18 protein-coding genes are annotated in these 19,484 nt (G+C 68.3%); 9 read left to right on the forward strand and 9 right to left on the reverse strand.

All coding sequences use genetic code 11. The annotated features are described in order from the left end of the window. The first annotated feature begins 11 nt into the window (after positions 1-11). Genes QCE69_RS03005 through QCE69_RS03025 form a run of 5 tightly spaced genes read left to right on the forward strand, consistent with a single transcriptional unit; the run spans position 12 to position 4,226 of the window. On the forward strand, positions 12-1,034 hold the full coding sequence (locus QCE69_RS03005) for an iron ABC transporter permease (protein WP_309931534.1): 1,023 nt from the start codon (positions 12-14) through the stop codon (positions 1,032-1,034). Further along, on the forward strand, positions 1,031-1,825 hold the full coding sequence (locus QCE69_RS03010) for an ABC transporter ATP-binding protein (RefSeq protein ID WP_309929395.1): 795 nt from the start codon (positions 1,031-1,033) through the stop codon (positions 1,823-1,825). Before QCE69_RS03005 ends, QCE69_RS03010 begins: the two co-directional genes overlap by 4 nt. Positions 1,826-1,835: 10 nt before the next feature. After that, a complete protein-coding gene (gene cobT, locus QCE69_RS03015; protein ID WP_309929396.1) occupies positions 1,836-2,903 on the forward strand; it encodes a nicotinate-nucleotide--dimethylbenzimidazole phosphoribosyltransferase in 1,068 nt (355 codons plus the stop codon). A 1-nt stretch (position 2,904) separates the two neighbouring features. Next, positions 2,905-3,666 carry an adenosylcobinamide-GDP ribazoletransferase gene (locus QCE69_RS03020; protein ID WP_309914315.1) on the forward strand — a complete coding sequence of 254 codons (762 nt, stop codon included), beginning with the start codon at positions 2,905-2,907 and terminating at the stop codon, positions 3,664-3,666. Then, positions 3,651-4,226, forward strand: a complete 576-nt coding sequence (locus QCE69_RS03025; protein WP_309929397.1) for a histidine phosphatase family protein — start codon at positions 3,651-3,653, stop codon at positions 4,224-4,226. Before QCE69_RS03020 ends, QCE69_RS03025 begins: the two co-directional genes overlap by 16 nt. On the opposite strand, the gene QCE69_RS03030 is transcribed toward QCE69_RS03025, so the two are convergent. Genes QCE69_RS03030 through cobU form a run of 4 tightly spaced genes read right to left on the reverse strand, consistent with a single transcriptional unit; the run spans position 4,227 to position 7,650 of the window. After that, the gene (locus QCE69_RS03030) at positions 4,227-5,123 is read right to left on the reverse strand and encodes a cobalamin-binding protein (RefSeq protein WP_309914321.1); all 897 of its coding nucleotides are present in this window, start codon (positions 5,121-5,123) and stop codon (positions 4,227-4,229) included. Beyond that, complete coding sequence (gene cobD / locus QCE69_RS03035; protein ID WP_309929400.1) at positions 5,120-6,142, reverse strand: threonine-phosphate decarboxylase CobD; 1,023 nt, start codon at positions 6,140-6,142, stop codon at positions 5,120-5,122. The genes QCE69_RS03030 and cobD overlap by 4 nt, the downstream gene beginning before the upstream one ends. Position 6,143: 1 nt before the next feature. Continuing rightward, the gene (gene cbiB, locus QCE69_RS03040) at positions 6,144-7,085 is read right to left on the reverse strand and encodes an adenosylcobinamide-phosphate synthase CbiB (RefSeq protein WP_309807520.1); all 942 of its coding nucleotides are present in this window, start codon (positions 7,083-7,085) and stop codon (positions 6,144-6,146) included. A gap of 16 nt (positions 7,086-7,101) precedes the next feature. Beyond that, positions 7,102-7,650, reverse strand: a complete 549-nt coding sequence (gene cobU / locus QCE69_RS03045; protein ID WP_309929402.1) for a bifunctional adenosylcobinamide kinase/adenosylcobinamide-phosphate guanylyltransferase — start codon at positions 7,648-7,650, stop codon at positions 7,102-7,104. 58 nt (positions 7,651-7,708) lie between these two features. Between cobU and QCE69_RS03050 the strand changes: the two genes are divergently transcribed. Beyond that, complete coding sequence (locus QCE69_RS03050; RefSeq protein ID WP_309929405.1) at positions 7,709-9,205, forward strand: cobyric acid synthase; 1,497 nt, start codon at positions 7,709-7,711, stop codon at positions 9,203-9,205. Here the strand turns inward: QCE69_RS03050 and QCE69_RS03055 are convergent. Next, positions 9,199-9,618: a PaaI family thioesterase gene (locus tag QCE69_RS03055; RefSeq protein ID WP_309914330.1), complete on the reverse strand. Its 420-nt coding sequence runs from the start codon at positions 9,616-9,618 to the stop codon at positions 9,199-9,201. The genes QCE69_RS03050 and QCE69_RS03055 overlap by 7 nt on opposite strands. 222 nt (positions 9,619-9,840) lie before the next feature. On the opposite strand from QCE69_RS03055, the gene QCE69_RS03060 reads away from it, so the two are divergent. Further along, a complete protein-coding gene (locus QCE69_RS03060; RefSeq protein ID WP_309914332.1) occupies positions 9,841-10,467 on the forward strand; it encodes a ParA family protein in 627 nt (208 codons plus the stop codon). 170 nt (positions 10,468-10,637) lie between these two features. On the opposite strand, the gene panD is transcribed toward QCE69_RS03060, so the two are convergent. The 4 genes from panD to QCE69_RS03080 form a co-directional block, all read right to left on the reverse strand. Continuing rightward, a complete protein-coding gene (gene panD, locus QCE69_RS03065; RefSeq protein ID WP_309929409.1) occupies positions 10,638-11,024 on the reverse strand; it encodes an aspartate 1-decarboxylase in 387 nt (128 codons plus the stop codon). A 38-nt stretch (positions 11,025-11,062) separates the two neighbouring features. Beyond that, on the reverse strand, positions 11,063-11,896 hold the full coding sequence (panC, locus tag QCE69_RS03070; protein ID WP_309914340.1) for a pantoate--beta-alanine ligase: 834 nt from the start codon (positions 11,894-11,896) through the stop codon (positions 11,063-11,065). 69 nt (positions 11,897-11,965) lie between these two features. Further along, complete coding sequence (locus tag QCE69_RS03075) at positions 11,966-12,751, reverse strand: ScpA family protein (protein WP_309919587.1); 786 nt, start codon at positions 12,749-12,751, stop codon at positions 11,966-11,968. 116 nt (positions 12,752-12,867) lie between these two features. Next, a complete protein-coding gene (locus QCE69_RS03080) occupies positions 12,868-13,056 on the reverse strand; it encodes a DUF3460 family protein (protein WP_309811417.1) in 189 nt (62 codons plus the stop codon). Between the two features lie 418 nt (positions 13,057-13,474). Between QCE69_RS03080 and QCE69_RS03085 the strand changes: the two genes are divergently transcribed. Both QCE69_RS03085 and QCE69_RS03090 read left to right on the forward strand, forming a co-directional pair. Next, the gene (locus QCE69_RS03085) at positions 13,475-15,280 is read left to right on the forward strand and encodes an autotransporter assembly complex family protein (protein WP_309929413.1); all 1,806 of its coding nucleotides are present in this window, start codon (positions 13,475-13,477) and stop codon (positions 15,278-15,280) included. 37 nt (positions 15,281-15,317) lie between these two features. Then, complete coding sequence (locus QCE69_RS03090) at positions 15,318-19,463, forward strand: translocation/assembly module TamB domain-containing protein (RefSeq protein WP_309929414.1); 4,146 nt, start codon at positions 15,318-15,320, stop codon at positions 19,461-19,463. The last annotated feature ends 21 nt before the right edge of the window (positions 19,464-19,484 follow it).

The raw sequence follows: 19,484 nt of genomic DNA on the forward strand, positions 1-19,484 counted from the left end.
GGTTGCGCGGCATGAACGGCGCGCGCGCCGCCGCGATTTGGGCCTGTCTCGCCGCCGCGGCGTGCGCGGTGCTGATCGCCTCGCTCGCGCTGGGCAGCGTCGCGCTGCCGCCGTCGCGCGCGTTCGCGGCGCTGCTTCATGCGCTGCCTCATGCGCTTTTCAATGCGCGCGCCGCCGTGCCCGATATCGCCGACGACATCGTGCTCACGCTGCGCCTGCCGCGCGCCCTCGCGGGCTTTGCGTCGGGCGCGCTGCTCGCGCTGGCCGGGGCGCTGTTGCAGGTGCTGCTGCGCAACCCGCTGGCGGAACCCTACGTGCTCGGCGTCTCGGGCGGCGCGGCCAGCTTCGCGCTGGCGGCAATGCTGGTCTCGCTGCCGTGGTGGGGCGTCGATCTTGCCGCCTGCGCCGGCGCGTTCGCATCGATCGTCCTCGTACTTGGACTGGCGCGCCGTGATCTGTGGCGCGGCACGCAGGACGCATCGCCGCGGCTCTTGCTGACGGGCGTCGTGATTGCATCGGGCTGGGGTGCGCTCATCACGCTGATGCTGAGCGTCGCGCCCGAAAACCGCCTGCGCGGCATGATCTTCTGGCTGACCGGCGATCTCGACGGCGCCGCCACGCCGTGGCCCGCACTGCTGGCGCTGGTGTTCGCGCTGTTGCTGATTCTCCCCGTAGCGCCGCAGCTGAACGTGCTGCTGCGCGGCGACAGCGCCGCGCAGGCGCTCGGCGTGCCGGTGGCGCGGCTGCGTCTGCGTACCTACCTGGTCGCATCGCTGGCGGCTGCGGCGGCCGTGACCACGGCGGGCACGCTCGGCTTCGTCGGACTGGTCGTGCCGCATCTGCTGCGGCTCGCGTTCGGCAACGATCAACGCATGCTGATGCCCGCCGCCGCGCTGGCGGGCGGTCTCGCGGTGATGGCCGCCGACCTCGCCGCGCGCACCGTGATCGCGCCCGCGCAGTTGCCGGTGGGCGTGGTGACGGCGCTGGCCGGCGTGCCGATGTTCCTCTGGATGCTGCTGCGGAGACCGCGATGAACCTGCATCTCGACGCCATCGCGCTGCGGGCCGGCGAGCGCACATTGATCGACGGCCTGACGCAGACCTTCGCGCCCGGCGAGATGTGGTGCATCGCGGGCCCGAACGGCGCGGGCAAGACGACGCTCATTCACGTGCTCGCCGGATTGAGCGCACCGGTGGCGGGCCGCGTGTCGCTCGATGGCCGCGCGCTTGCGTCGTGGCGTGCCGCGGAGCTTGCACGCGTGCGCGCGCTGATGCCGCAGGCGACCCACGACGCCTTCAGCGCCAGTGTGCTGGACACCGTGCTGCTCAACCGCTTTCCGTATCTGACCGGCTGGGGCTGGGAAAGCGCCGACGATCGCGCCGCCGCGCACGCGGCGCTCGACGCGCTCGGCCTCGCGCCGTTCGCGACGCGCGACGTGCTCACGCTGTCGGGCGGCGAACGGCAGCGGGTCGCGCTCGCGGCCGTGCTGTGCCAGAACGCGCCGCTGCTGCTGCTGGACGAACCCCTGGCGCATCTGGACCTGCATCATCAGATCGCGTGCCTGCATGCGTTACGCGCGGCGGCGAGTGCGACTGCTCATCCAGCGGGCCCCGCCCGCACCGTCGTGTTCTCGTGCCATGACCTGAATCTCGCGCGCCGCTTCGCGACGCATGCCTTGCTGCTCGATGGCCGCGGCCACGCCTGTGCGGGCCCGGTCGCCGAGGTGCTGACGCCGGAACGCGCCAGCGCGGCGTTCGGCTATCCGTTGGCGCTGCTGCGCGACGGCGATCACGAGGCGCTCGTGCCTTCCATCCCACGTTTCTGAAGGAACATCGATGTCCACGCTCAACGACGTCCCGCTCCCGCCCGCACTCGACCGTTCGCTCGAAGCCGAACTGCGCCGCGTCATCGACATGAAGACCAAGCCGCGCGGCAGCCTCGGGCGGCTCGAAGCGCTCGCGCTGCAAACAGGACTGATCCAGCGCACGACGAAGCCGCGCATCGTGCGTCCGGCGATGATCGTGTTTGCCGCCGATCACGGGATCGCCGCTGAGCAAGTGAGTTCGTATCCGCAGGAAGTGACCGCGCAGATGGTCGCGAATTTTCTGGCGGGCGGCGCGGCGATCAATGCGCTGTCGCGCTCGGTGGGCATGACGCTGGAGATCGTCGATGCGGGCGTCGCGACGCCGATTCCGGCTGTGCAGGCAGGTCCGGACGTGGGCTATGAACGCGAGTCGCTCGGCCCCGGCACGCGCAACTTCGCGCGCGAGCCCGCGATGTCCCGCGCGACCGCGCTGGACGCCATCGCGCGCGGCGCGGCGTGCGTGCGCCGGCATGCGGCGTTGGGCACGAACGTGATCGGCTTCGGGGAGATGGGGATCGCGAACACGTCGGCGGCGGCGTGCCTGATGAGCCGCCTGTGCGGCGTGCCGATCGACGACTGTGTCGGCCGCGGCACGGGTCTCGACGATCGCGGTCTCGCGCACAAGCGCGAGGTGCTGGGCCGCGCGCTGGCGCTGCATGCCGATACCGGCGATGCCGTCGATACCCTCGCGACCTTCGGCGGCTTCGAGATCGCGATGATGACCGGCGCGTGTCTCGAAGCCGCGCGTGCGGGCATGACGATCCTCGTCGATGGCTTCATCGCGACGTCGGCGCTGCTGGTCGCCGCGACGCTCGCGCCGGAGGTGCTCGACTACTGCGTGTTCGCGCATGCATCGGACGAGACCGGTCATCGGCGCATGCTCGCGCATCTCGGGGCTGCGCCGCTGCTGCAACTCGACCTGCGTCTGGGCGAAGGCACCGGCGCGGCGCTCGCGCTGCCGGTTTTGCGCGCGGCCGTCGCCTTCCTCGATGAAATGGCGAGCTTCGAGTCGGCGGGCGTGTCGGATCAGGCCGGCTGAGATGCCGCGCCCGCTCGACGAACTGCGTTACTTCTTCACCGCGCTCGGCTACTTCACGCGCGTGCCGGTGCCGCGCTGGGTCGGTTTCGAGCGCGACTATCTGAACGCGGCGGCGCGCTATTTTCCGCTGGTGGGCGTGCTGGTGGGCGCCGTTGCGGCGCTGGTCTGGCTGGCTGCGTGGCGGGTGTTTCCGGCGGGCGTCGCCGTGCTCCTGTCGATGGCCGCAACGCTCGTGCTGACCGGCGCATTCCACGAAGACGGCTTGGCCGATTGCGTCGATGCCTTCGGCGGCGCGTACACGAAGGACGATGCGCTGCGCATCATGCACGATTCGCGCATCGGCGCTTTTGGGGCGATCGCGCTCGTGATCGCGCTGGCGCTCAAGTGGCAGGCATTGGCCGCGTTGCCGCCGTATCGCGTCGCATGGACGATGATCGGCGCGCACGCCGCGAGCCGCGCCTTTGCGATCAGTTATCTCGTCACCCTCGACTACGTGCGCGCCGAAGGCAAGGCCCGGCCGGTCGCGCAGCGCATGAGTCGGGCATCGTTCGGCTGGGCGCTGCTGTTCGGCGTGCCCTGGCTGTTCGCGCTGGACTGGAAGCTGGCGGGCGTGACGATTGCCGTGCTGTGCGTGCTGCGCTGGCTGATCGGCCGGTACTTCGTGCGGCGCATCGGCGGCTATACGGGCGACTGCCTCGGCTTCGCGCAGCAAGTGTTCGAAATCACGATCTATCTCGTCGGGCTCGCATGGATCTCGTTCTGATCCGCCATCCGGAAGTGGCCATTGAAGCAGGCGTCTGCTACGGGCAGACGGATGTGCCCTTGCTGCGCGACGTCGCTGAGTCGGCGCTCGACTTGGCGGCGCGCATGCAGGCGCTGAAGGTGCCTGGCTGCGTCGCGGGCTGGCACGCCAGTCCGTTGCTTCGCTGCGCATCGCTCGCCCGTGCGCTTTTGCCGGATGGCCCGGTCCATCTCGATCCTCGCCTCGCCGAGATGAACTTCGGCGCGTGGGAAGGGCGTGCGTGGGACGGCATCGAGCGCGCGCTCATCGATGCCTGGGCGGCCGACATCGAGCATGCGCGTCCACATGGCGGCGAGAATCTGGTGCAGTTCGCGCGCCGCGTGATCGCGTGGTTCGACGACACCTGCGCCGGCGAGCAGACGGTGCACGTCGTCGCGCATGCGGGCGTGATGCGGCTGCTGGCGGCGCACGTGCTGGGCATCGCGAATGAGCACGCGCTGCAATGGCCGCTCGATTTCAACGGCATCGCATGGTTCAGGCGCGTGCGCGGACAGTGGCTGCTGGTGCGCTGGAACGCGTGACTAGCGGGTCCGGCGTGCGCGGGCGTCGTCGAGATCGCGGCACAGTTGCGCCGCGCCCAGCGCGAGGCGGGGTGTCGGCCGGTTGATGAGATCGCCGTCGATGCCGAACAGATTGCCGCGCGCCACAGCGGTCAGCGCGGTCCAGCGCCGCCAGCGGTCGAACGCCGGCAAGGGCCGGTCCGGCGGCGTCGCGCCGGCCGTCGCGGTGACGATGGCTTCGGGATTCGCCGCGAGCACCGCTTCCGCCGAGACCGTCGGCACGCGCAGCGGCTCGGCCGCGAACACGTTCACGCCGCCGCACAGCGTGATCACTTCATCGAACACATTGTCGCGATTGAGCGTCATCAGCGGCTCGTCCCAGACTTGATAGAACACGCTCACGGGCGGTCGCCGGGCATAGCGCTCACGCAGTTGCGCGATGTCGTTCGTGAAGGCATCGGCGGCGGCGCGCGCGGTGGCCTGCGTGCCGAGCAGCGCGCCGAGCTTGGTCAGGCTCGTCGCGATATCGGCGAGATGCTTCGGCTCGTTGAAATAGATCGGCACGCCGAGCGCTTTCAGCCGCTCCAGCTGACGCGCCGCATTGCCATGCCGCCAGACCACGATCAGGTCCGGATGCAGCGCGACGATGCGTTCCAGATCGAGCGCCTTGTTGTCGCCGACGCGGGGAATCGCCTGCGCTTCCTTCGGGTAGTCGCTGTAGCTCACCGCGCCGACTACCCGCGCGCCGCCGCCCGCCGCGAACAGCAGTTCGGTGACGTGCGGCGCGAGGCTGACGACGCGCCGCGCCGGCTGCGCGAGCGTGACGGCGGCGCCGCTGTCGTCGGTGACGGTGATGGCGGCGTGCAGATTCACGCAGACCGCCATCAGCACGCTTGCAAGCAGCGCACGCGCGATCATCCGCGAATCTCCGCCAGCGCGCGCGCCAGACGCACCCAGTCGCCCTCGGCGCCCGGCAGGCCGACGCGCAGGCTCGGCTTCATGCCGGGCAGGTCGAAGAGACGCGTCCAGATGCCGCACAGCGCGAGTTCGTGCTGGAGCGCCGCCGCGTCCGGTACGGGCATCCATGCGAACAGCGGCGTGCCGCGCGCGTCGAGGCCGTGGTCCGCGAGCAAGGCGGCGAGACGCCCGCCGTCGCGATGCAGGCGGGCGCGAGTGTCGCGTTGCCAGGCGCGGTCGGCGAACGCGGCTTCGACCGCATGCCGCGCCGGGCCGCTCACGGTCCAGGCGCCGAGCATCGCGCGCAATGGCTCGGCGACGGCAGGCGAGGACAGCACGAAGCCCGCGCGGATGCCCGCAAGCCCGAAGAACTTGCCCACCGAGCGCAGCACGACCAGACCTTCGCGTACGGTGTCACTTGCCAGCGAGGCAGAGGGATCGACATCGGCGAACGCTTCATCGACGATCAGCGTGCCGCCGCGCGAAGCCAGCCGTTCATGCCAGCGCCGCAGCGTGTCGCGCGGGAGGAGTTCGGCGGTCGGGTTGTTCGGATTCGCGACGATGACGTGATCGAGCGCATCCGGCAAAGCCTGCGTATGAATGTCGAGCGTCACGACCGTATGGCCGCCGCGGCGGAATGCGGGCGCGTACTCGCCGTAGGTCAGCGGCGCGACGCCCACGACGCCCGGCCGCAACAGCGCCGGCAGCGCGCGGATCGCGGCCTGTGAACCCGCGACCGGCAACGCGCGCGGAGCGCCGTAGTAGAGCGCTGCGATGTCGGCGAGACCGTCGTCGTCTTCGGGCAGACGGCGCCAGGCATCGGGCGGCACCGGCGGCACCGGATAGCCGTGAGGATTGATGCCGGTCGAGAGATCGAGCCAGTCTTCGAACGGAATGTCATAGCGGCGCGCGGCTTCGCGCAGGTTGCCGCCGTGGCGCACCGGGGCGTCGGCGTCTTCAGGTTGCGTGGTGTGAGTCATGTCAGCCGCCCGTCGTCACGCTCGCGACGGCGAGCACCAGCAGCACCGCGAGCCACATCAAGGTCGCCCGCTCGACCAGCCGCAATGCCGCGACCACATGCTTCGGATTCGCGCTGTGCCCCGCGCCGAGCGTCGGCCGCGCCTCCAGCTTGCCGTGATACACCGCCGCGCCGCCGATCAGCACGTTCAGGCTGCCCGCGCCCGCGGCCATCACCGGGCCGGCGTTCGGGCTGTCCCAGGAACGCGCCTGGGTGCGCCAGCAGTGCCAGGCCATGTGCGTGTCGCCGGCGAGCGCATAGCTCGCGGCCGTCAGGCGCGCGGGAATGAAGTTGAGCACGTCGTCGAAGCGTGCGGCCGCCCAGCCGAAGCGCAGGAAGCGCGGCGTGCGATAGCCCCACATCGCGTCGAGCGTATTGGCGAGCCGGAACATCAGCGCGCCCGGTCCGCCCGCGACCGCGAACCAGAACAGCGCGCCGAAGATCGCATCGTTGCCGTTTTCCAGCGCCGATTCGACCGCCGCGCGCGAGAGGGCGTTTTCATCGGCCTGCGAGGTATCGCGCGACACGATGCGCGCCGTCAGCGCGCGGGCGCGGTCGAGGTCGCCGAAACTCAGCGCGCGTGCAATCGGCGCGATGTGCTGGCGCAGACTCTTTGCGCCGAGCGCGAACCAGAGCAGCAGCACGTGCACGAGACTCGCGTAGGCGAACGGCAGCACGCTGACCAGCAGCCACGCGACGGCAACCGGCGGCGCCACCAGCGCGAACCACGCGAGCATGCCCGCGGGCCGGGCGCGGAAACCGGTGTTCATGCGCGCTTCGAGCTTCGTCGCGAGCTGGCCGAAGCCGACCAGCGGATGCCGCGCACGCGGTTCGCCGAACAACCGGTCGACGATCACGCCAAGCACCGCCAGCAAGGCCATGGCGTAGACGGAGAGCAGCAACATCGTAGCGATTCCTCCGTCAGCCCTTGAGCACGAGCGGCAAGCCCGCGGCCATCAGCACGGCGCGTGTGCTGGCGGCGGCGACGCGCTGGTTCAGCCGCCCCAGCTCGTCCACATAGAGACGCGTGACCGAGCCGAGCGGCACGACGCCCAGCCCGATCTCGTTGCTGACGACGATGACCTTGCCGCGCACCTCGGCCAATGCGGCGTCGAAGTCGGCGAGGGCGGCCTGGGCGCGCTCGGGTAATACGGCGATGTCGTCGCCGTCGTTGTCGGACGAGAACAGCAGGTTGGCAAGCCACAACGTGAGGCAATCGATCAGCACGCAGCCATCCGCGCGATCCGCCTTGCGCAGCGCGCGCGCCAGATCGAACGGCGCTTCGACCAGCGGCCAGTGCGCCGGCCGGCGTTCGCGATGCAGTTGCACGCGTTGCTCGAACTCGGCGTCGCCGATGCGCGCGGTCGCGATATAGGTGACCGGCAGTCCGCTGCCGTCGGCGAGGCGTTCGGCGTGCGCGCTCTTGCCGGAGCGCGCGCCGCCGAGGATGAAAGTGAGATCCGGGGTCATCGCGCCATTGTACTGACGGGCTAAGATAGCGCGTCATTCGTCACAGGATGTAGCCGGTATGTCTTTCACGCCTCGCGGCACGCTGATGATCCAGGGCACCACCTCCGATGCCGGCAAGAGCACGCTCGTTGCGGGCCTGTGCCGTCTCGCCCGGCGTGGGGGCGTGCGGGTCGCGCCGTTCAAGCCGCAGAACATGGCGCTGAACAGCGCGGTCACGGTGGACGGCGGCGAGATCGGCCGCGCGCAGGCGTTGCAGGCCATCGCGGCGGGCGTGCCGGCGCGCATCGACTTCAATCCGGTGCTGCTCAAGCCGACCAGCGACCGGGGCGCGCAGGTCATCATCCACGGCCATGCGCACGCCAATCTCGACGCGCGCGCCTATCACGACTTCAAGCGCATCGCGCTGGACGCGGTGCTCGCTTCCCACGCGCGCCTGTGCAACGAGTTCGACGCGGTGATCGTCGAAGGCGCGGGCAGCCCGGCGGAAATCAACCTGCGCGACAACGACATCGCCAACATGGGCTTTGCGGAGCGGGTCGACTGCCCGGTCGTGCTGGTGGCCGACATCGATCGCGGCGGCGTGTTCGCGCATCTCGTCGGCACGCTCGCGTGTCTTTCGGAGAGCGAGCGCGCGCGCGTGCGCGGCTTCGTCATCAACCGGTTTCGCGGCGATATCGGCTTGCTGCAGCCCGGCCTCGACTGGCTCGAAGCGCAGACGGGCAAGCCGGTGTTCGGCGTGCTGCCGTTTCTGCACGGCCTCACGCTCGATGCCGAAGACATGCTGCCGAGCCAGCCGCACGCGCGCGGCAGTGCGCCGGCGCTGAAGGTGATCGTGCCGGCGTTGCCGCGCATCAGCAATCACACGGACTTCGATGCGCTGCGGGCGCACCCGCAGGTCGATTTCAGCTACATTCGCGCGGGCGTCGCGCCGCCGCCGGCGGATCTCATCGTGTTGCCCGGCTCGAAGAGCGTGCAGCGCGATCTCGCCTGGTTGCGCGAACACGGCTGGGACCGCGCGATCGAGCGGCATCTGCGCTACGGCGGCAAGGTGCTCGGCATCTGCGGCGGGATGCAGATGCTCGGACGGCAAATCGACGATCCGGACGGCGTGGAAGGCGCCGCCGGATGTGTGGACGGGCTCGGCTTGCTCGAACTCGCCACCGTGCTGACGCCGCACAAGCAACTGGAGAACGTGACCGGGCAGTTGACGGTCGGCGCGGCGGACGCGCCCGTGCGCGGCTACGAGATCCACATGGGCCGCACGCACGGCGCGGCGCTGGCCCGGCCGCTGGTCGCCCTCGAGGGCGGGCGCTGCGACGGCGCTGTGTCCGCCGATGGCCAGATCGCCGCAACCTACCTGCACGGCGTGTTCGATACCCCCAAAGCCTGCGCGGCCCTGCTCGCGTGGGCGGGTGTGCAGGACGCGCAGGCGCTCGACTATCCGGCGCTGCGCGAGGCGTCGCTGGATCGTCTGGCCGATTCGTTCGCCCAGGCGCTCGACCTGGGCGCGCTACAGGCGGCGTTCGGGCCGCCGCATCGGCCTCGGCATCAGTAGAGAATCATCTGCGTGCAGCGGAACAGGGCGATGAGCTTGCCGTCGCCGTTCGTCACCGTTGCGTCCCAGACCTGCGTGCTGCGCCCGAGGTGCACCGCCGTGGCGGCCGCGACGATCTTGCCTTCGCGCGCCGTCGAGACATGATTGCTCTTCAATTCGAGCGTGGTGAAGTTCTGCGCGTTCTCGGGCAAATGCGCGATGCACGCATAGCCGCAGCAGGTGTCCGCGAGGCCGACCACGGTCGCGGCGTGCAGGAAGCCATTGGGCGCGAGCAGTTCCGGCCGGATGGCGAGTTCTCCGCTCAGGCGGCCCTGATCGAGGGAAAGCAGTTGCACGCCCAGCAGATCGGGCAGGCGGCCTTTCTGACGATTGCGCAGGTAGTCGAGCGTCACATCGGGGCGGAGCGAAGTCATGGGCGTGGGCGGTTCCGGTGAGGGTGATGGGAAGGTCGGAAGCGGGACGACAGACGGGAGTCATCGTCCCGGCCGTTCGGACGACATGCTGGATGTCGCGCTTTTGCCGATAATATCAACGCTCGAAACAGGCATCCGCCAGGAATTTCATTCAATAAAGACGAAAACGCGTGTCGTCCGGCCTCGTCCGGGCGGCGCGCCGAACTTTCTCCGGGACCTTTCATGACCGTGATCGTGGTGGCAAATCCGAAGGGCGGCGTAGGCAAGAGTACGCTCGCGACCAATCTGGCAGGCTATTTCGCAGCGCAGGGCGAATGGGTGGCGCTCGCCGATCTCGACAAGCAGCGCTCCTCCCACGCGTGGCTTTCGCTACGGGTGGACACCTTGCCGAAGATCGAGGAATGGGGCGTCGATGTCGATTCCCCGGCGAAGCCGCCCAAAGGTCTGGAAAAAGCCGTCGTCGATACGCCCGCCGGCGTGCACGGCAACCGCCTCGCGCTGGCGCTGGAACTGGCGGACAAGGTGATCGTGCCGCTGCAGCCGTCGATGTTCGACATCCTCGCCACCCAGGACTTCCTCACCCGTCTGGCGAAGGAAAAGGCGGTGCGCAAGGGCGCGATCGAGATTGGCGTGGTGGGCATGCGGGTCGATGCACGCACGCGCTCGGCGGAGCAACTGCATCGTTTCGTCGAGGGGCTGGAGCTGCCGGTGCTCGGCTTCCTGCGCGACACGCAGAACTACGTGCAGCTCGCCGCGCACGGCTTGACGGTGTGGGACGTGGCGAAGAGCCGGGTCGAGAAGGATCTGGAGCAGTGGGCGCCGATCGTGGAGTGGGCGGGGAAGAAGTAGGAGGCGAGCCTGATTAGCGGTCGGAGGTTTTTCAGGGCGGGGCAACGGCGAATGCGATCAAATCGGCCCGTTTGCCCGGATTTAGCCGCATAGCAGCTCAATCCGTTTTAGCTGCTATACGGCTATTTCGGCGTTGCGCCCCGCCAGCAAGGCGCGGAGACGCGCTTCCCCTACGTCCAGCTCTGCACCGGCACGTGATCCCGGCTGCCCTTGATGCAGTTCTTCTCGTCGACGAACACGAGATCCGGTTTCCAGCCTGCCTTGATCTCTTCCTCGTCCACCTGCGCGAACGCCGCGATGATCACCAGATCGCCCAGTTGCGCCCGCCGCGCGGCCGAGCCGTTCAGCGAAATCATGCCGCTGCCGCGTTCGCCCTTGATCGCATACGTGGTCAGGCGCTCGCCGTTGTTCACGTTCCAGATGTCGATCTGCTCGTTCTCCATCAGGTTGGCGGCGTCGAGCAGGTCTTCGTCGATCGCGCACGAACCTTCGTAGTGAAGCTCGCAATGCGTGACCGTCGCGCGGTGGATTTTCGATTTCAGCAAGGTGCGCTGCATGGTGCTTCTTTCCTCTTCCTTCAGATGCTTGAAATACTTCAGATTTCCAGATTGTCGATCAGACGCGTCGCGCCGAGCTTCGCCGCCGCCAGCACGACGAGCGGCGCATCCGCGTCCGCCTCGCCCGGCGGCAGCAGGTCGACGCGCTTGCGCACGCTGATGTAGTCGGGCTTCCAGCCGCGTCCGGCGAGCGCGTTCATCGCTTCGCGCTCGAGCGCGGCGATATCGCGATTGCCCGACAGCACGGCCTCGCGCACGCGCTGCAACTGCGCGGCGAGCTGCGGCGCCTCGGCGCGCTCGGCGTCCGAGAGAAAGCGGTTGCGCGAACTGAGCGCCAGCCCGTTGTCCTCGCGCACGGTCTCGGCCGCGACAATTTCCGTGGGCAGCGCGAACTGGTTGCACATGGCGCGCACGATCATCAACTGCTGATAGTCCTTCTTGCCGAACACCGCGACGCGCGGCTGCACGCACGACATCAGCTTCATCACCACCGTGCACACGCCGGTGAAGAAGCCGGGGCGGAATTCGCCTTCGAGAATGTCGCCGAGATTGTGCGGCGGATGCACGCGATACTCCTGCGGCTGCGGATACATGTCCTTCTCGGTCGGCGCGAAGAGCACGTAGACGTTTTCCTTCTGCAGCTTTTCGATGTCGTCCTGCAGCGTGCGCGGATACTTGTCGAAGTCCTCGTTCGGGCCGAACTGCAGGCGGTTCACGAAGATGCTGGCCACGACCGGGTCGCCGTGCTGGCGCGCGAGACGCATCAGCGAGAGATGGCCTTCGTGGAGGTTGCCCATCGTCGGCACGAAGGCGGTGCGGTTCTGGCCGCGCAACTGGTCGCGCAGTTCATGAATGGAGCTGATGACTTTCATCGAGCGGGTGTCTCCTGTCGGCACGGCCTCGATGCGGCCGCGTCTGAACAAGCCAAGGGGTGAGCGGTGTCAGGCGGGAGCGTACGCGAGTCTGACGTAGATCGGCGCATACGGCTCGGCCTGCGTGATCTCGATCAAGGATTCGCGCGACAGCTCCAGCATCGCGATGAAGTTCACCACGACCACCGGCACGCCGCGGGAGGTGTCGAAGAGTTCCGTGAACTCCATGAAGCGCGCGGTCTGCAGGCGTCGCAGGATCACGCTCATGTGCTCGCGCACGGACAGCTCCTCGCGCGAGATCTTGTGATGCTGGACGAGTTTCGCGCGCTTGATGACGTCGGCCCAGGCGGCGCGCAGGTCGTTCATGTCGACGTCCGGGAAGCGCTGCTCCGCCGCCTGTTCGATATGAATGTCGGCACGCAGGAAGTCGCGCCCGAGCTGCGGCAACTGGTCAATGCGCTGCGCCGCGAGTTTCATCTGCTCGTATTCGAGCAGGCGCCGCACGAGTTCGGCGCGCGGATCCTCGGCTTCCTCGCCGGTGTCGGCCTTCTTGACCGGCAGCAGCATGCGCGACTTGATCTCGATCAGCATCGCGGCCATCAGCAGGTATTCGGAGGCAAGCTCCAGATTCGATTCGCGGATCTGGTCGACGTAGCCCAGGTATTGCGCGGTGACATCCGTCATCGGGATGTCGAGCACGTTGAAATTCTGCTTGCGGATCAGGTAGAGCAGCAGGTCCAGCGGGCCTTCGAAGGCTTCGAGGAAGATTTCGAGCGCATCGGGCGGGATGTAGAGATCCGTGGGGAGCTTCCACAGCGGTTCGCCGTACAGATGCGCGATCGCGACGCCGTCGATGGTGTCGGGCGTCGAATCGGTGGCGGGGGCGGCGAGCGCGACCGCCCGGTCTTCCCGTGCGCCTTCACGGCGCGCTTCGGGCGCCGAAGGCGGCTCGTGGCCGGCTGCGCTCACGTTCAGAAGTTCTGGTAGTAGACGTAGGGCGTCTGCTGCACGCGCGATTGCTGCTGCTCGCCGCGCTCGTCGAGGTCGATCGGCTGCTTGTCCCACAAAAGCGCGCGGCCGCGGCGTTGCTCGGCTTCCAGCGTGGGCTTCTGCTCTTTCAGCTGATTGATGAACTGGGTGATGTCCGACTGGTACATGATCCGGCTTCCGTTGTCCGTTGAGTCGATGCGGGGTTCGATGCGCGGTGCGGTGTGGCCTTCCTTGAAGCGGCTCTGTGGCCCGCTCCTGCCCGCGCGCCGCAATTTTACCGCAAGCCTGCGCTGCCGACGCCGCTCGCTGAAAGATGCACGTCCGTACGTGATTCGCGGAACCCCGCGCGCCGTGTGCCGTCCAACCGGCGCGCCTGTCAGGCGAAACGGCAGGTGGAACGGCAGGCGGAACGCGCTCGTCCGTGCCGTTTCGCCGCCCGCAATGCGCCGCCGGCCTGCGCCAGTGTGGTGAAATAGCGCCTGCGCCGCCGGAACCTGCCGCCGCGCCGCGCAAGCCTGACGACGCGGAGGCTGCACGCTCGGTTGCCATCCTTTCAAATCCAAGTCATCCCGATGCCGGAGGTCACGTTTGGCGGGGCGTTCGTTTGATCCGCTGCGCGCGCTGCGCGTCAAGCCGTTGTGCCCGAGGCGCTTTCCCGCCGTGCTCGCCGCGTTCCTCGCGTGCGGCGTGCTGGGCGTGTTTGGCTTTGCGACTCCGGCTTTCGCGAAATACGACGTCGATATCGACGCGCCGCGCAGCATCAAGAAGCTGCTCAAGGACAATCTCGACCTGTCCCGCTTCGCCAAGCGCGACGACGTCAGCGACGACCAGATCCAGTTCCTCATCACGGCCGCGCCGAAGGATGTACGCGATCTCGTCGCGACGGAAGGCTATTTCTCGCCGGTCGTGCGCACCGACGTCGCGAGCGAGGACGGCAAGCGCAGCGTCAAGATCAGCGTCGATCCCGGGCCGCGCACGCGGGTGGCTTCGGTGCAGCTCATCTTCAAGGGCGCGGTGACCACCGAGGACCGCGCGCAGGAGAACGCGGCGCGCTTCGCGTTCTCGGTCAACGAAGGCGATCCGTTCACGCAGGGCGGCTGGGACGACGCGAAGAACGCCGCGCTGCGCGCGCTGCAATCGAAACGCTACCTCGGCGCGAAGATCGTGCGTTCGCAGGCGCGCATCAATCCGCGCGCGCATCTCGCCGATCTCTCCGTCACCTTCGACAGCGGTCCGACCTTCACGCTCGGCAAGCTTGACGTGAGCGGCACGCGGCGGTATCCGGCGTGGATCGTCGATCACGTGAATCCGATCCAGCCCGGCGAAGTCTACGACGTCGCCCGCATCAACGAACTCCAGCGCCAGGTGCAGAACACGCCGTACTACGCGAGCGTGGCCATCGACGTCGACAATGACGTGAACAAGCCCCAGGACACGCCGCTGCACCTGAAGGTGTCCGAGTATCCGTACAACAGCATTCGCTATGGCGTCGGCTACGCGACCGACACCGGTTTCCACATCCAGGGCGCCTACAGCTACCTGAACACCTTCAACGCCGCGTATCCGTTCACCATTTCCGGCCGCCTGGATCAGACGCAGCAGTATGGACGCGTGCAGCTCGCGATGCCGCCCGACGGACATGGCTGGGTCAACGCCGTGTTCGGCTCGTACACGATCACCGATGTCTCCAGCACGAACATCTACAGCGGCCGGGTGGGCGTGCAGCGCTCGCGTTCGCGGCAGAACATCGACACGACTTTCTCGCTCACCTTCTACGACGACCGCCTGACGCAGAACGAGCCCAACCCGTCGACGGCGCGCGCGCTCGTGCCGGCGTGGAGCTGGGTGCGCCGCAATGTCGACGATCCGCTGTTTCCCCGCCGCGGCAACATCATTCGCGCCGAAGCGGGCTTTGCGGTGAAGGGCGCGATGACCGACCAGACCTTCGCACGGCTCTATACCAACGCGCTCCAGTTCGTGCCGCTCGGCAAGAACGATCTGCTGGTGTTCCGCGCGGAGTTCGGCTGCGTCTTCACGAGCGGGCCGTCGAGCGGCGTGCCGGCGTCGCTGCTGTTCCGCGCGGGCGGCGCGAACTCGGTCCGTGGCTACAGCTATCTGAGCATCGGCAACAACGTGGCCGGTTCGATCCTGCCCACCAAATACATGATGACGGGCAGCAGTGAATATCAGCACTGGTTCACGCATGACTGGGGCGGCGCGATGTTTTTCGATATCGGCGCGGCCGCCGATACCTGGAGCGAGCGCGTGTTCGAGCCGGGTGTGGGCGTCGGCGTGCGCTGGCGCAGTCCGGTCGGGCCGGTCAATGTCGATCTGGCATATGGCCTGAAGAACAAGAGCATCAAGCCGTACCTGACGCTCGGCATCGCCTTCTGACGCGCATGAGAACCTTGATACGGAACCGTGAACCCGCATGACCGAGCCGACCCCGCACCGCGACGCTGAAGCCCCGCCGCCCGGCAACGAAGCCGGCGCGGGCGCTTCTGCGCCGCCGCCTCCGCCTCCGCCTCGCGGTAGCGCCGCGCGGCGGCTCGCGCGCTGGCTCGGCGTGCTGGTGCTGGTCGTGCTGCTGATCGCGGGGCTGGCGATCGGCACGGTCCTGTACGTGCTGAACACCGAGCGCGGTACGCGCTATGCATGGAACGCGGCCACGTCGCTGCTCAAGGGGCAACTGACCGGCACGCTCGACGGCGGCGCGATCGCCACCGGCCTGCGCCTGCGCGACGTCCACTGGAGGGACGGCAAGGGGACGGACATCGCGGTGGACAGCGTCTCGGGCCGCTGGGCGCTGACGCGCGAGCCGCTGCGTTTCACGATCGATTATCTGCACGTGGGGACGGTCGATGCGCGCATTGCGCCGTCGAATGAGCCCAGCAAGAAGACGGAATTGCCGAAGGATCTGCGCATTCCGATCCAGCTCGTCATCAACGATGTGTCGCTGGATAAGCTGCGCCTGCACCAGGGCACGACGACCACCGAGTTCTCGCGCCTGCTCGTCAGCGGCCGCAGCGACGGCCAGCATCACCAGGCGACTGTGCAGCGGCTCGATACCCCGTTCGGCGCGGTGACGGCGGCGCTCAAGCTCGACGGCGGCGCGCGGCCTTTCCCGCTGTCGGGCGACGCCGGGTATTCCGGCAAGGTCGCCAATGAGGCGGTGACGGTCAGCGCGCGGCTGTCGGGCTCGCTCGAAGACCTGATCGCCGATGTCGACGCCAGCGGCATGAAGCTGAACGGCCGGGCGCACGTCGAAGCGCTGCCGTTCGCCGACGTGCCGCTCAAGTCCGCGCTTGTCACCTTCGATCACGTGAATCCGCAGGCCTTCAGCCCGGCGGCGCCCGAGGCGGACCTGGCCGTGCGCGCCGAAGTGAAACCGGTCGAAGGCGCGGATGCGAAGGGCTTCGTCGTGAGCGGCCCGGTGTCGATCGTCAACGCGAAGCCGGGTTCCATCGACAAGAAGCTGCTGCCGCTCATCGACGCGCACGCCGACGTCCGGCTCGACGCCTCCGCGCAGACCATCACGAACCTTGACGTGCGGCTCCTGAAGAACGCGACCGTGACCGGCAGCGGATCGCTGGCGGGCGGCAAGGGCAAGTTCGACCTGAAAGTGGCGAAGCTCGACCTCAACGCGATCGAACCGACCCTGCGTCCCACCGATTTCTCCGGTCCCATCGGCATCGTGCTGGACGGCGACAAGCAGAGCATCAGCGCCGACCTCAACGATCCGAAAGCGACCATTCGCGCCCAGGCCAAGGTCAGGCTCGACCCGCAGCAAACCACGCTCGACGAAGTGAAGCTGACGGTGGGCCGTGGCCGCGTCGAGGCGAACGGCGTGCTGAAGAAGGACGCGAACTCCAGCTATGACCTGAAGGCGAAGTTCGTCGACTTCAATCCGCTGCTGCTGCAACAGCAACTGATCGCGCAGAAGCCCGCGCCGGTGAAGAAGGGCGCCGCGAAGAAACCCGTGCCGGCCGCGCGGCCAGTGGAAGCGCGCGTGAACGGCACGCTTGCCGCCGCCGGCACGCTCGCGCCGACGCTGACAGCAAAAGCCACGTTCAAGCTCAACGACAGCATGTACGACAACCTGCCGCTGACCGGCGAGGGCACCGTGCAGGTCGCGGGCACGCGCCTGTTGCCGAGCAAGGCGTCGCTGTCGGTGGCGGGCAACGATGTCGATCTGAACGGCAGCTTCGGTGCGCCCGGCGACCGGCTGCGCTTTCGTGTCGATGCGCCCGCGCTCGAACGGCTCGGCTTCGGCATCGCCGGCACGGTCAAGGCGGACGGCGACCTGACCGGCTCGATCGCGCATCCGAACGTCGCGGCGAATTATCAGGCCGATGGCCTCGTGTTCGGCGCCAACCGGCTGGGCCACGCGGAAGGCCGCGCCGATATCCGCGACGGCGCGAACGGCGCGCTCGTCTTCACGCTGAAGGCGCGCGACGCGAGCACGGACGGCATCGAGGTCGCGAATCTCGACGCCAGCCTGAACGGCACGCGCGCGCATCACACGCTCGACGTGACCGCGACCGGCAAGGTGCGCGGCCAGCCGGTCAATCTCGCGCTCGGCGCGAACGGCAAGTTCACCGACGCGCCCGACGGTCCGCACTGGGACGGCACGATCACGAAGCTGTCGAACAAGGGCACGCCCTCGGTCAATCTCGAAACGCCGCTGACCGTGAGCTACGGGCCGCAGCGGCTCGTGCTCGGCGCGACGCGGCTGGTTGCCGAAGGCGCGGTGCTGAGCCTCAAGTCCTTCGCGATGGAGCATGGCCGGATCCAGTCGGCGGGCACGCTGACGAATCTGTCGGTGCCGCATCTGCTCGAAGTGCGTCAGGAACTGACGGGCGCGGAGCCGCCGATCCGCACCGACCTCGTCTTCGACGGCGACTGGGACTTCTCGCTCGGCACCACGGCGACGGGCCACGTACAGATCAAGCGGCGCGCCGGCGACGTGACCATCGACGGGACGCGCGGCGTGGCCGCGCTCGGCGTCTCGGACATCACGGCGCGCGCGGACTTCTCCGGCGGCAACCGGCTCAACGCGTCGCTGCACGCGCAGGCGAGCCGCATCGGCGTGATCGACGCGAACGTGCACACGCCGCTCGTGAATCGCGACGGCATGCTCACCGTCGACGACAACGCGCCGCTCACCGGCGCCGTCGACGCCAATATTCCCGAACTGCGCACGACCGGCGGCCTGCTCGGCGCGAACTATCTGCTTGGCGGCCGGATGGCGCTGAAGCTGGTGATCGCGGGTATCGTCGCGAAGCCGACGCTGTCGGGCTCGCTGACGGGCGACAACCTCTCCGCGACGGTCGTCGATCAGGGCGTGCAGCTGAAGGACGGCATCATCCGGATCGCGCTGGCGGAGAATCTGGTGGATTTCCAGCGCGTCGAGTTTCATGGCGCGAGCGGCACGCTGCGCGCAACCGGCAAGGTGCGGCTCGACCAGCAGCAGCCCGATCTGACGGCGAGCATCATCGCGGACAAGCTGGAGCTGTTCGCCTCGCCGGACCGCGAACTCACCCTCTCGGGCGAGGCGAAGATCGCCAACGCGGGGCTGGAGGGCGGCATGGCGATCGACGGCAAGTTCACCGTCGATCACGCGCTGATCGACTTGCCGGAGTCGTCCGCGCCGAAGCTCGGCGACGACGTGGTGATCGAACGCCCCGACGGCACCATCAAGGGCGAGAACCAGCAGCTCACGGCCGCGACCGGCAAGCCGGTGGGGCCGTTCACGCCGCGCGCGAACATCGAGATCAATCTGGGCCAGCGCTTCCGCTTCAAGGGCGCGGGCGCGGATCTCGGGCTGGCCGGCTCGATCACGGCGACGAGCGCGCCGAACATGCCGCTGCGCGCCGTCGGCAACGTGCGCGTGACGACGCCCGGCTCGTCGTACACCGCGTTCGGGCGCAAGCTGAACATCGAGAACGGCTTCTTCACCTTCAACGGGCCGGTGGCGAATCCGGGCATCAACATCCTGGCGATGCGGCGCAATCAGGAAGTCGAGGCCGGCGTGCAGGTGACCGGCACCGTGCAGGCGCCGGTCGCGCGGCTGATCTCCGAGCCGAGCGTGCCCGACAACGAGAAGCTCTCGTGGCTGCTGTTCGGGCACGGTACGGATCAGGGCAACAACGTCGGCCAGCAGAGCGCGATGACGAGCGCGCTCGCGCTGCTCGGCAGCAAGGGCGGCGCGAAGATCGCGCAGACGGTCGGGCTGGACGAGTTCACGGTGGGGTCGAGCGAAGTGGGCCTGACCGATCCGCAAGTCGTGCTGCTCTCGAAGGCGATCAACGAGCGCCTCGTGATCGGCTACGAGCAAGGGCTGCAATCGGCGGCCAACGCGGTCAAGGCGACGCTCAACCTGTCGCGCTTCTGGGCCGTGACGGTGTATGGCGGCACGTATCAGGGCGTCGATCTGTCCTACACGCGCAGGTTCAGTTCGTGGGCGCGGTTGTGGTCGGGGGCGTCTTCGCGGGCGGTCGCGTCTGCCGCGGACTCGGCTGCGGCGGCTTCCGGGGCGTCGTCAACTGAGGCCTCGCCGCCGGGAGACGCGGACTGAGCTTCTTCAGGCACAAGCGCG

The sequence above is a fragment of the Caballeronia sp. LZ032 genome (assembly GCF_031451315.1).
In the GTDB taxonomy this organism is placed as follows: Bacteria; Pseudomonadota; Gammaproteobacteria; order Burkholderiales; family Burkholderiaceae; genus Caballeronia.